The 12,524-nt window shown below is 70.6% G+C and carries 10 protein-coding genes and 1 pseudogene; 7 read left to right on the plus strand and 4 right to left on the minus strand.

What is annotated here, in order from left to right; translation table 11 throughout:
- Window positions 1–623, plus strand: a pseudogene (locus C472_RS12750) (glycosyl transferase); the annotation flags it as partial.
- A gap of 147 nt (window positions 624–770) precedes the next feature.
- Window positions 771–2,033, plus strand: coding sequence for an isocitrate dehydrogenase (NADP(+)) (gene icd, locus C472_RS12755; RefSeq protein WP_006630254.1), 1,263 nt, complete (start codon window positions 771–773; stop codon window positions 2,031–2,033).
- 445 nt (window positions 2,034–2,478) lie between these two features.
- Here icd and C472_RS12760 read toward each other — a convergent pair whose 3' ends face one another.
- Window positions 2,479–2,892: an Lrp/AsnC family transcriptional regulator gene (locus C472_RS12760; protein WP_006630255.1), complete on the minus strand. Its 414-nt coding sequence runs from the start codon at window positions 2,890–2,892 to the stop codon at window positions 2,479–2,481.
- Window positions 2,893–2,989: 97 nt separating this feature from the next.
- On the opposite strand from C472_RS12760, the gene carA reads away from it, so the two are divergent.
- Together carA and surE are read left to right on the plus strand one after the other, a co-directional pair.
- On the plus strand, window positions 2,990–4,051 hold the full coding sequence (carA, locus tag C472_RS12765) for a glutamine-hydrolyzing carbamoyl-phosphate synthase small subunit (protein ID WP_006630256.1): 1,062 nt from the start codon (window positions 2,990–2,992) through the stop codon (window positions 4,049–4,051).
- A 190-nt stretch (window positions 4,052–4,241) separates the two neighbouring features.
- A complete protein-coding gene (gene surE, locus C472_RS12770; RefSeq protein WP_006630257.1) occupies window positions 4,242–5,126 on the plus strand; it encodes a 5'/3'-nucleotidase SurE in 885 nt (294 codons plus the stop codon).
- Between the two features lie 486 nt (window positions 5,127–5,612).
- On the opposite strand, the gene C472_RS12775 is transcribed toward surE, so the two are convergent.
- On the minus strand, window positions 5,613–5,852 hold the full coding sequence (locus tag C472_RS12775; protein WP_006630258.1) for a hypothetical protein: 240 nt from the start codon (window positions 5,850–5,852) through the stop codon (window positions 5,613–5,615).
- Between the two features lie 444 nt (window positions 5,853–6,296).
- On the opposite strand from C472_RS12775, the gene C472_RS12780 reads away from it, so the two are divergent.
- On the plus strand, window positions 6,297–8,069 hold the full coding sequence (locus C472_RS12780; protein ID WP_006630259.1) for a glutamate--tRNA ligase: 1,773 nt from the start codon (window positions 6,297–6,299) through the stop codon (window positions 8,067–8,069).
- A 92-nt stretch (window positions 8,070–8,161) separates the two neighbouring features.
- Window positions 8,162–8,491 (plus strand): 4Fe-4S dicluster domain-containing protein, encoded by a 330-nt coding sequence (locus C472_RS12785; RefSeq protein WP_006630260.1) that lies wholly within the window; start codon window positions 8,162–8,164, stop codon window positions 8,489–8,491.
- A gap of 359 nt (window positions 8,492–8,850) precedes the next feature.
- On the opposite strand, the gene tmcA is transcribed toward C472_RS12785, so the two are convergent.
- On the minus strand, window positions 8,851–11,193 hold the full coding sequence (tmcA, locus tag C472_RS12790; RefSeq protein ID WP_006630261.1) for a tRNA(Met) cytidine acetyltransferase TmcA: 2,343 nt from the start codon (window positions 11,191–11,193) through the stop codon (window positions 8,851–8,853).
- Window positions 11,194–11,321: 128 nt separating this feature from the next.
- Between tmcA and C472_RS12795 the strand changes: the two genes are divergently transcribed.
- A complete protein-coding gene (locus tag C472_RS12795; protein ID WP_006630262.1) occupies window positions 11,322–11,768 on the plus strand; it encodes a UPF0179 family protein in 447 nt (148 codons plus the stop codon).
- 14 nt (window positions 11,769–11,782) lie between these two features.
- Here C472_RS12795 and C472_RS12800 read toward each other — a convergent pair whose 3' ends face one another.
- The gene (locus tag C472_RS12800) at window positions 11,783–12,508 is read right to left on the minus strand and encodes a nucleoside phosphorylase (protein ID WP_006630263.1); all 726 of its coding nucleotides are present in this window, start codon (window positions 12,506–12,508) and stop codon (window positions 11,783–11,785) included.
- Window positions 12,509–12,524: the final 16 nt, after the last annotated feature.

Genomic DNA, 12,524 nt, shown 5'->3' on the forward strand with positions numbered 1-12,524 from the left:
GGGGACCGACCACCGAGGTCCCGGTGTTCGTCGGGCGCGACCCGCTCGCCCGGCTGTTCGAGCCGGCGTACGTGATCGGCGGGACGCTCGCCGTCTCGACCTCGGGAGCCGTCCCGGGCGCGCCGGGCATCGCGTGGGGCGGCGCGGTGATATTCGACCGCGGCGACCTCCGCGACGGGGAGGCGGCGCTCCTGCGCGACCTCCGGCGAACGGTCAGCGACGACGGGACGCTCTCCGATCACCTCGACGTGCGCGCGGTCGACCGGACGCGGGAGGTCTCCGCCGGCGGGTCGCTCCGCGGGTCGCTGGAGCGGTTCGTCCGGTTCCTGACCATCACCCGGTACCACGCCCCCGTGGCGACCGCGTTCAACGTCCTCCTCGGCGTCGTTCTGGCGGCGCTCTGTCTGCTCGCGCCGGTCGCCGGCGTCGCTCTCGTCACCGCGCTCGCGGACCTCGCCTACGCCCGGTTCGGGATCCGGCGCGCGACGTTCCTGCTCGCAGCGCCCGGCGTGCTGCTCGCGCCGCCGTTGCTGGCCTACGCGCTCGCCCGTCGGACCTTCGTCTGGGGCGGCCGGCGCTACCGCTGGCGGTCGATGTTCGACGTCGCGGTCGAGCCGGTCTGAATCGTCGCGGTCGAGCCGGTCTGCGGCGAGGGCGGCCCGGGCGGACGCCGACGGCGTCCGGGTCGAAAACCGGCAAACGCTGCGAGCGCGACGCTCACGCCGAAAACGGCAGGCACTTTAGGGGGCCACAAAAATCTTCGAACGTTCATGAGCTACGATAAGGTCGACGTCCCCGACGACGGCGAAGCGATCACGCTCGCCGACGAGGAGACCGGCGAGCTGAACGTTCCGTCCAACCCGATCATCCCGATCATCCACGGCGACGGGATCGGAACCGACGTCGGACCGGCCGCACAGCAGGTACTCGACGCCGCGGCGGAAGCCACGGGCCGCTCCATCGCGTGGATGCGCGTCTACGCCGGCTCCAGCGCCCGCGAGATGTACGACGAGAACCTCCCCGAGGACACCGTCTCGGCCATCCGCGACCACCGCGTCGCGATCAAGGGGCCGCTGACGACACCCGTCGGAGCCGGCTTCCGATCGCTGAACGTCGCGCTCCGCAAGACGCTCGACCTCTACGCGAACGTCCGCCCGACCTACTACATCGACGGCGTCCCGTCGCCCGTCAAGAACCCGGAGGAGATGGACATGGTCACCTTCCGGGAGAACACCGAGGACGTCTACGCCGGCATCGAGTGGGAGGCCGGCACCGACGAGTCCGAGCAGGTACGTGACTTCCTCGAAGAGGACATGGAGGTCGCCGACGTGATCCACGACGGTCCCGTCGGCATCGGCGTCAAGCCCATCTCCGAGTTCGGCTCGAAGCGCCTCATCCGCGAGGCGGTCGACTACGCGCTCGCGAACGACCGCGACTCCGTCACGCTCGTCCACAAGGGGAACATCATGAAGTTCACCGAGGGCGCGTTCCGCGACTGGGGCTACGAGGTCGCCGAGGAGGAGTACGGCGAGGACGTCATCACCGAGGACCAGCTCTGGGAGGAGCACGACGGCGAGCGGCCCGAGGGCACTCTCGTCGTCAAGGACCGCATCGCGGACAACATGCTCCAGCAGCTGCTGACCCGCACCGACGAGTACTCCGTCATCGCGACGATGAACCTCAACGGCGACTACATGTCGGACGCCGCCGGCGCGCAGATCGGCGGTCTCGGCATCGCGCCGGGAATCAACCGCGGCCACGGTCGCTGTCTCGCCGAGCCGGTCCACGGCTCCGCGCCCAAGTACGCCGGCGAGGACAAGGTGAACCCCACCGCGATGATCCTCTCGGGCCGCGAGATGCTCGATTACCTCGGCTGGGACGACGCCGCGGACCTCGTGCGCGAGGCCGTCGAGGAGACCATCTCCTCGGGGAAGGTCACCTACGACCTCCACCGGCAGATCGAGGGCGGCGAGAAGCTCGCCACCTCGGAGTTCGCCGACGCCGTCGTCGAGCAGATCGACGAGCTGGCGTAAGGCGTCGACCCGCGCAGTCTGGCGGTTTCTCGGCTCTGCGGCTCGGTTCTTTCCATTTTCGTTCTCAGCCTCGATGTGTTCGAAGGGGTAGCTGCTCATTACGCAACGACGAACTCGGTGACTGAGACCGCCAAAGCCCCGGCCGGGAGGCTGTCGGACGCTCGCTGTGCTCCTCGTCACTCGCTCCGCTCGTTCCTGCGGTGTCGCCGGCGGCGAAGACGCCGGCTACCCGTGGCGCGCAGCGCCACGCTGCTTGCGTCGTCTCCGACAGCCTCCCGGCCGCCCCTTCGAGTCCCGCCCCGCCCCGCACAGCACCTCATACCTCCCCAACCTCGTCGGTCGCCGTCGCTTCGCTCGGCGACCGACTCCCTCGCGCGTGCNCGCCGCGATGCGGCGCTCACCGGCACGCGCCACCGCGGGTTCAGTTATAACCAGTCGACGCCGACTACCCCAGCCGTTCGTCGAGGATGAGCCGCGTCTTCGTCGACTTGACCTCGTCCATCTCTCTGGCCTGCGTGATCAGTTCGTTGACCGCGCGCGTGTCGACCGCGTCGACGACGAGGACGATGTCCTCCTCGCCGGAGACCTGCCAGACGAAGTCGACCTCCTCCCAGTCGACCATCCGCTCGCCGACCGCGGCGGTGTTGACGTTCATCTCCACCGAGATCTCGATCATCGCCTTCACGTTGCCGGTGCGGGTCGTGACGGTGAACCGCTCGATCACGCCCTCGTCGGTCATCCGGTCGACGCGGTTGCGCACGGTCCCCTCGGAGGTCCCGACGCGGTCCGCGATCTCCGTGTACGGGGTCCGCGCGTCCCGTCGCAGGATCGAGAGGATCCGTCGGTCGAGGTCGTCCATACCGGTCCGTCTCTCCCCCGCGGCCTTACCCGTTACGAATATCGTAACGAACCTTCGAACGACGCATTTATTACCCTTTGCGCGTACGTTTCTCGTAATGTCGGACGCCTACATCGCGCTGGCCGACGGACGCGTGCTCGAAGCGCGCGCCCGTGCGCCGGGGCGTACTCGCGGCGAACTGGTGTTCACGACCGCGTACACCGGCTACGAGGAGTCGCTCACCGACCCCTCCTACGCCGAACAGATCCTCACCTTCTCGTACCCCCTCATCGGGAACTACGGCGTCCGAAGCGAACGGTTCGAGTCCGACTCGGTCCAGCCGCGCGCGGCGGTCGCCCGCGAGCTGACCGACGACGTCGCCGACTGGCTCGGCGAGGAGGGCGTGCCCGCCGTCGACCACGTCGACACCCGCGAGATCGTCACCACCGTCCGCGAGGAGGGCGCGATGGCCTGCGGGATCGCCGCCGGCCCGGACGCGACCCCCGAGGACGCGGTTGAGGAGATGGAGTCGTGCGTGCCGATGAGCGACCACGTCGACATCGGCGCGCAGGTCTCCGTCGCCGAGCCGACCGTCCACGAGGGCGGCGGCGACGTCGACGTGGCCATGCTCGACTGCGGCGCGAAGGGCTCGATCGTCTCCTCGCTCACCGAGCGCGGCGCGGACGTCCACGTCCTCCCGTACGACGCGACCCCCGAGGACGTGGCGAGCGTCGACCCCGACGTCCTCTTCGTCTCCAACGGTCCGGGCGACCCGGAGAACTTCGTTGCGGCCCAAGATGTCGTCGACGAGTTCGCGGGCGAGCTCCCGCTTGCCGGCATCTGTCTCGGCCAGCAGGTGATCACCAGCGCGCTCGGCGGCTCGACCGAGAAGATGCCGTTCGGTCACCGCGGCGTCAACCAGCCCGTCAAGGACCTCCGCACCGACAAGGTCGTGATGACCACCCAGAACCACGGCTACACGGTCGACGACACCGGGCCGCTGGAGGTGACGCAGGTGAACGTCAACGACGACACCGTCGAGGGCCTCGACAGCGACGAACTCGACGTGATCACCCGCCAGTATCACCCCGAGGCGAACCCCGGCCCGCACGACTCGCTCGGCTTCTTCGACGAGGTCATCGACCTGGCGACGTCTGACCGCCGGATCGCCGCCGACTGACGCCCGACGGGCCCCCGTTCTTCGGTCTCCGAGTCTCGCGCCCCCAGCGCCCTCCAACTGACCACCCGGAGTACCACTCGGTCGGCGTCCGCAGCCGCCTTCCCGTCCGCAGCCGCCTTCCCGTCCGCAGCCGCCTTCCCGTCCGCCGCGGACCGGCGACGTTTTCTCCCGTCCCCTCGGACGGTGACGCATGCCAACCGAGATCCTGCTCACCAACGACGACGGGATCGACGCCGTCGGGATCCGGGCGCTCGCGGACGCGCTCTCGCGCGACTACGACGTGACGGTCGTCGCGCCCGCGACGAACCAGTCCGGCGTCGGCGGCGCGCGCTCCTGGTGGGAGACGACCGTCGAGTACACCGAGACGGACCGCGGCTACGCGGTCGAGGGGACCCCCGCCGACTGCGTCGCGGTCGCGGACGTGGCGCTCGGACTCGACCCCGACGTCGTCGTCTCCGGCTGTAACCACGGGCCGAACATCGGCGCGCACATCCTCGGGCAGTCCGGGACCGTCGGGGCCGCGATGGAGGCCTCCTTCCTCGGTGTCCCCGCGGTCGCGGTGTCGCTGTACGACCGCGGCAACCTCCCCGTGCCGCCGACGCTGGACAACGACGACTTCGCGGTCGCCGGCGAGGTCGTCGCCGACCTGCTCGACCGGATCGACGACGGCGTCCTCCCGTTCGGCGCGGACGTGCTGAACGTCAACGTGCCCGCCGCGGACGACGAGGCGGCGGCGAACCCCACCTACCGACTGACCGAGCCGGCGCGCGGCTTCGACGTGATCGAGTTCCGCCCGGGCGAGGAGGGGTCGAACGAGGAGGGACCCGAGGACGAGAACGTCCCCGAGGGGTGGGAGTTCGGCGAGCGTCGCGGCGAGATGGGCATGGAGCTCCGCGACCGCTTCTGGCGGGAGTTCCTGCGGGGCGACGTCGCGGACGACCCCGGCTCCGACCGCCGGGCGGCCGTCGAGGGCGAAGTGAGCGTCTCGCCCCTGTCGAGCTCGCGCGCGGTCGCGGGCGACCGGGCCGGCGACCTCGTCGAACCCGCTCGCGGCGCGGAGACGGGCGCGGACTGAATACCGTCGGTCGGCTCCGTTGAAATCCAATTTTCGGATGTATTCTCGCCCGAAACAACTGTTCGATGAGACCTGCGAATGTACCGAAAGTGTATACTCGCAGAGATCATTCGCAAAGTATGGAGCCGTCATTTAGACGTGACACGATTATTTTTATTAGTGTATTTGTGACAGGCCTCGTAGCTGTCGGCGCTCTTGGGGCATTTATACTCGGACAAACGCCCTCTGTGCTTCTCCGTGACAAATTTACTGACCCTGTCTGGCTATTCAGCTGTGTGTTTCTGATGGCCATCTGGGTTTGGATGTATCCAAGATCACAGACGAACCGCGATAAACAAACAAGCTAATTCTCTGCTGGCTTGTCATCTACTTGGTCTGTATTGACCAGTTCGAGAATCCTCTGTACTGAGCGGTCGAGGGAGCGAAATTATCAACCGATGAGGATTTCAACAAGGTCGCCTGGACCGAACCGAGCCCAGAGACAGGTCAGCGCCGCCGTCGGGGTCGACGTTGGCCGCCGGTGAACTCCTCGGCGAGCCGCCCGAGGTACCACACGACCGCCAGCCCGAGGAGGAAGCCGCCGCCGAGCGCGGCGAGCAACTGGACCGGCGACGGGTCCAACTGGAGGGCGAGCAGCGGCGGCGAGACGGTGACGATCGCGAGCAGCACGAGCTTTATCTTCCGGTTTCCGGCGTCCCGCTCCGCCTCGGAGATCGGTCCTACCACGCCGATCCCCCCCGCGCTCCGACGACCGCCGACGCTGCGTCCATGGGCCCACCACGCCCCCGGCGACCATCAAGGCCACGAACCGAACGCGTTCGCCAGCGATCGCCGCCGCCTCCGCCTCGAACCGCTCTTTCCGACCGCCGCTGCCGGTCGCGTCCCGACTCGACCGCGCTCGATCCCCTCGTCGCCGGCGCTCCCGGTCCCGCCGAAACCCCGGTCGTTCCGCGCCGGGAGACAAAAACGTCTCGACCGTTCACGCCGGTAATCGGTCGGTACCGCCGTGAACGGTCTCGGTGGTTTAAGCCGGTCCGACGGCTCGTGTCGAGTGCCCCTACCCGCCTCCCGGACCGCCGCGCCGGAGCCGACCGCGCCGCGAGCGCCCCGGGATCCGCCCCTCCCCGCCGTTTCGCGGCGTTTTTGACCCGACCCCGCCAAGCGAGCCGTATGGACGACGAACTCCGCGAGCGCGTCGCGGCGGCCGGCGAGGCCGCGGCGCTTTTCAACGCGCTCAAGCACGGCAACGACCCGGACGTGGGCGCGATCATGGGGCCGATCATGGGCGAGAACCCCGAGTTCCGCCCGCACGGCGACGAGATCCCGGGCGTCCTCGCGCCGGTCGTGAACGAGGTCGCCGAACTGGACGACGCCGAGCGCCGGGAGCGACTCGGCGAGCTCGCGCCCGACAGGCTCGCGGAGCTGGAGGCCGACGACGAGGCGGACGACCGCGTCCTCCCCGACCTCCCGAACGCCGAGGACGGCGAGGTCGTGATGCGCGCCGCCCCGAACCCGAACGGCCCGTGGCACGTCGGGCACGCCCGGATGCCCGCCGTCATCGGGACGTACAAGCAGCGGTACGACGGGGAGTTCATCTGCCGGTTCGACGACACCGACCCGGAGACGAAGCGACCCGATCTCGACGCGTACGACGCCATTTTGGAGGACATCGAGTACCTCGGCTTCGAGCCGGACCGCGTGCTCCGGGCGTCCGACCGACTGGAGACGTACTACGATCACGCCCGCGAGCTGATCGACCTCGGCGGCGCGTACACCTGCTCGTGTTCCGGCGACGAGTTCTCGGAGCTGAAGAACGCGGGCGAGGCGTGTCCCCACCGCGAGAAGGACGTCGAGACCGTCCGCGAGGAGTTCGCGGCGATGGTCGACGGCGAGTACTCGGCCGGCGAGATGGTGCTCCGCGTGAAGACCGACATCGACCACAAGAACCCCGCGCTCCGCGACTGGGTCGCGTTCCGGATGATCGACACCCCGCACCCGCGCGAGGAGGCGGCGGAGTACCGCTGTTGGCCCATGCTCGACTTCCAGTCGGGCGTCGACGACCACCTCACGGGCGTCACCCACATCATCCGCGGCATCGACCTCCAGGACTCCGCGAAGCGCCAGCGGTTCGTCTACGACTACTTCGACTGGGAGTACCCCGAGGTGCTCCACTGGGGCCACGTCCAGGTCGACGAGTACGACGTGAAACTGTCCACCTCGACGATCAAGCAGCTGATCGCGGACGGGGAGCTGACCGGCTGGGACGACCCGCGCGCGCCGACGATCCGGTCCATGCGCCGCCGGGGCATTCGGGGACAGGCGCTCGTCGACTCGATGACGGAGCTCGGGATGTCGACCTCGGACGTGGACCTCGCGATGTCCTCCGTGTACGCGAACAACCGCGACCTCGTCGACGACGAGGCGGACCGGTACTTCTTCGTGCGCGACCGCGACGACGCGCCCGCCGTGGAACTGCCGATCGTCGACGGCGACGCGCCCGCGCCCGAGGCGGGCCACCCGCCGCTTCACCCCGAGCACCCGGACCGCGGCGAGCGCGACGTGCCCGCCGGCCGCGTCGTCGTCGAGTCGCCCGACCTCCCGCCCGAGGGCGAGCGCGTCTGGCTGAAGGGGTACGGCCCCGTCCGCTACGAGGGCGACGAACTCGTCTTCCTCGACGCCGACATCGAGATCGTCCGCGAGGGCGACGTGGACGTGGTCCACTGGGCCCCCGCCGACGAGGGGCTGGAGACGCTCCTCCGGACCGTCGACGGCGACGTGCGCGGGATCGCCGAGCCGGCGCTCGCCGACGTCGACCCCGACACGGTCGTCCAGTTCGTCCGCGTCGGCTTCGCGCGGATCGACGCGTTCGACCCCGAGGCGACCGACGAGGCGGACGGGCCGAACGGCTCCGAGGACCTCGTCGCGTACTACGCGCACCCGTAATCAGGCCGGAGCCGAGTCCCGGTCTCTCACGCCATTCGCCCGAATCCGTTCGTCGCGGAGTTTAAACCCGCGAGCGGCGAACCACGGGTAAGATGGCCATCGACCCGAACTTCGAAACGAACCGCGAGCGCGTCGGCGACGAGGACGGCGTCGCCGTGTGGGGACCCGTCGAACCGCCGGAGAAACAGGGGATCAGAGGCACCCACGTCGCGGTCGACTTCGACATCTGCCTCGCCGACGGCGCGTGTCTGGAGGACTGCCCGGTCGACGTGTTCGAGTGGACGGACACGCCCGATCACCCGGAGTCCGAGCGGAAGGCGAACCCCGCCGACGAGGACCAGTGTATCGACTGTATGCTCTGTGTCGACGTCTGCCCGGTCGACGCCATCGACGTCGACCCCGGTCGCGAGAACCGGATTTAGGATTCGTACGTCGCGTTTTTGCGGTTTAGGACAGTCACTGAAACTCCGACTGACGGTCACGCCCTAGGTGATTCTGCGACGGAGACCGTCGAAGCCCCAGCCGGGAGGCGGACAGACGCTCGTTGCGCTCCTCGGTCGTTCACTTCGTTCACTCCCTGCGGTGCTTACGTCGCCTCTGTCCGCCTCCCGGCTGCCCCTTCGATTCCCGCCCCGCCACAGCACCGCAGCCTCACGCCTCCCCAACCTCGTCAGTCGCCGTCACTTCGCTCCGGCGACTGACTCCCTCGCGCGTGCTGGCTCGCGGCCTGTCGGCCGCTCGCAGGCACGCGCCGACCGTTATCGGCCTCTCGTCGCTCCCGTCAGTCGTCCGTAAACCGCTCTCGCTCCGCGAGCGCGAATTCGGTCCCGTACCGCTCGACGAGCGGGGCGGCGGCGTCGCCGAGCGCGCGCCGACACGCGCTCGTCGAGACGAAACCGAGGTCGTCGGCGACCGACTCCCACGGCCGACCCTGAAGCACCTTCCGAACGAGCAGGCGCTCCTCGCGGTCGTCGAGGTCGGCGGCGTCGCCGCCCTCGATCAGCGCCGCGAGCGCGAGGTCCCGGAACGCGCCGGGCGCGCTGTCGTACATCCCCGGCCCGACCGACGCGCCGACGACGGAGCGCCACTCGGTCTCGGTCAGATCGACCGCGACGGGCGCGGCACACGCCCGGAGCGCGCCGCGGACCACGTCCGGGTCGACGTCGCGGTGCGCGTCCGAGAGCCCGTCGCGCTCGCGGTCCCGGAAGGCGGCGGCGTGGCGGTCGAGCAGGTCGCGCCCGGCCGCCGTCACCGGCCGGAGCATGACCGCGGAGTGCTCGCCCGAGGCGTCGTTCCGGGTCGTCGAGAGGTGGGCGGTCCGGTAGCCCGCCCGCCGCCAGAACCGGAGCAGCCGCGGCGTCGCGCCGTAGCCGACCGAGAAGTAGTCGACGCGGTCGCCCCCGTCTCCCGCGCCGTCGTCGCCGAACTCCGCGTGGACCTCGTCGAGCAGCCGCGAGCCGAACCCCGCGTCCCGGAGCGCGTGATGGGTCGCGATCCGGACCGTCCGCAGGCCGCGCGGCCCGGCGGCGGCCTCGTCGCGCAGCTGGCTCGTGAGCACGTCCGGCACCATGTTCCCGCGGACGCGCTCGCCCTCGTACATCTCCCGGCGGGTCGCGGCGTCGAGCCCGCCCTCCCGCGCGAGGAGCGCGACCGCGACGACCCGACCGTCGGCGACGAGCGCCCGCGCGACGAGGTTCGGCGCGTCGAGCAGCCGCGCGAGGTCGTTCGGCTCGGTGCGGTAGTGGGCCGCGACGAGCAGCCCGAACGCCTCGCCGAGCAGCGTCTCGTCGGCGAGCAAGTCCGCCGGGTCGAGCGCGCGGTACGTCGCGTCGTCGACCGTCGCGTCCGCGACCGCCTCGTCGACCGCGGGCCGGGCGTCGAGCAGGAGCGCGCGCGACGCCCACGCCTCGACCGGGTCGTTCCGCGCGTACCGGATCGGCTCGTCGAGGCGCACGTCCCGCACCGCGAACCGCGAGTCGAGCAGCCGCTCGCGGAAGCGGACCGCGAACCCGCGACCCGCTCCCTCGTAGCCGTGGACGGTCGTACAGAACGCGACCGACGGCGCGTCGAGGAACCCCTCCAGCAGCCGGACCGGCAGCGCCGCGGCCTCGTCGACGACCGCGGTGTCCGCCTCGCCGGCGGCCTCCGCCGCCGCCGCGGGCGGGAGAAAGCGAACCCGACCGCCCGCCGGCGTCCGGAGGTCGCGGTCGGTGGCGTCGCCGGTGCGGTCGTCGCGGTCGACCCCTCCGCGCTCCCCGTCGGCCTCGCCTTCGATCAGCTCTCGCGCCCTCGCGAACACCTCGGCGGCGTTCCGGAACCCCGGCGCGGTGACGAGCACGTCGTCGCCCCCCAGCGCGAGCGCGCCCGCCGCCAGCCCCGCCGCGCTCGACTTCCCGCGTCCCCGGTCAGACTCGACGACGACCGCCGATTCGGGGTCGGCGAGCGCCTCGAACGCCCGCAGGGCCCGCGACTGATCGTCCGTGCGACAGGCGGCGTACGCGGCCGCGGGGAACCTCGCGTCCGGCGGCGCGCTCGGTCCGGCCGCGGCGTCGCCGTCCGCTTCCGTCGGCCTCGTCCCCGTGTCCGTTCCTCGCCCCGCCCCCGTGAGCCCGTCGCGTTCGAGGACGTCCCCGTCCGGGTCGTCGCCGAGCGCGCCGAGCGCGACGCCGGGGTGGGTCCGGAGCGTCGAAGCGAGTCGCTCGCGGAACCGGCCCGTCACGTCGTCGACCCGGTACGGCGGCACCGCGAGCGAGTCGTCGAACCGGTCGCGGATCCCCGGCCAGTCGTCGAGCGCGGGCGTCAGGAGGATCAGGAGTCCGCCGCCGTCGACAGCGCCGACTGCCCGGCCGAGCGCGTTCGGCACGAACTGCTCGTGGCAGTCGAGGATCACCGCCTCGCGGGTGCGCCCGAGCAGCTCGTCGGCGTGCCGCGGGCGGTGTTCCTCGAAGCGGAACCCCTCCCGCGTCGAGACGATTGACACGTCGTCGCTGACGATCCCGGCCGCCTCGACCGCGTCGTAGGCGGCGTCGATCCCGCGGTCGCGGTCGCCGGCGAGCGCGAGGACGCGCCGCTCGTTCGCCCGCTCGGCCTCAGCGCGTAGCTCCCGCGTAACCCCCGCGATCATCTCCGCTCGTCGTTGCCGAGGCGCGGTCATGTGTCTTGCCCTCCGGCCCGACGCCCGTCCGGCCGACGCCTCCGCCCGCGTCCGGCGGAGGCGGGAGGCTTACGGACTCGCGGCGCGTCGCTCCGGGCATGACCACGGTCACGCTCATCGGAACCCGGCTCGCGGACGTCGGCCGCGAGTTCGTCTACGAGGGGGAATCGGCCGACTGCGAGGGGTGTCCCTACCGCGGGCAGTGTCTGAATCTCTCCGAGGGAACGCGGTACCGAGTGACCGGCATCCGCGAGAACGCGCAGACGCTCGATTGCGCGGTCCACGACGCCGGCGTCCGCGCGGTCGAGGTCGAACCGGCGTCGGTCCCGGCCAACGTCCCCTCGAAGCGCGCCTACGCCGGCAGCAAGGCGTCGCTCGCCGGTCCCTGTCCGCACACGGAGTGCCCGAGCCACGGCTACTGCGTCCCGGACGGTGCCGACTTCGACGACGAGCGCGTCATCGATCGGGTGCTGGGCGAGCCGCCGCACGAGACGTGCGCGCTCGACCGGGACCTGACGCTCGTCGAGTTCCGCGCCGAGGAATAGTCGGAATCGGCCCCCTACAGCGACGCGACCGCGTTCAGCGTGATCCGGATCGCGCGCTCGACGTTGTCCTTCGCCTTCTCCGGCAGTTCGTCGTCGGAGTCCGCGCCCTTCTGCGAGCCGGCGACGAGGTTCCCGTCGACGGTACAGATCGCACCCGCGGCCAGTCCCTTCCGCCGCGCGAGCGAGAAGACGGTCGCGGCCTCCATCTCGACCGCGAGCAGGTTCGCGTCGTTCCAGCCCTCGACGGATGCCTCATCCTCGTTGTAGAACGCGTCGTCGGAGACGATCGGACCGACGTGGATCTCCTCGTCGTTGTCCTCGGCCGCCCCGACGAGCCCGGTGAGCACGTCGTAGTCCGGGACCGCGGGGTAGTTCGCGGACTCGTAGCGCTTGCTCGTCCCCTCCTCCTTGGCCGCGCCCGTCGCGACCACCATGTCGCCGACCTCCATGTCGGGCTGGAGCGCCCCGCAGGTGCCACAGCGGACGAACGTCTCGACGCCGACCCGCGAGAGCTCCTCGACCGCGATGGCCGCCGAGGGGCAGCCGATCCCCGTCGAGCAGATCGTGAGGTCGGTCCCCTCGTAGGTCGCGTTGACGACCTTGTACTCGCGGTTCTGCGCGACGACCTCGCTGTCGTCACAGCGGTCCGCGATCCGGTCGACGCGTCCGGGGTCGCCGGGGATGACCGCGGTCTCGTGGACGTCGCCCTCCTCGACCAGCAGATGCGGCTGTTTCGCCATGTCGGCGGAGACAACC

The sequence above is a fragment of the Halorubrum tebenquichense DSM 14210 genome (genome assembly GCF_000337415.1).
Classification (GTDB): Archaea; Halobacteriota; Halobacteria; order Halobacteriales; family Haloferacaceae; genus Halorubrum; species Halorubrum tebenquichense.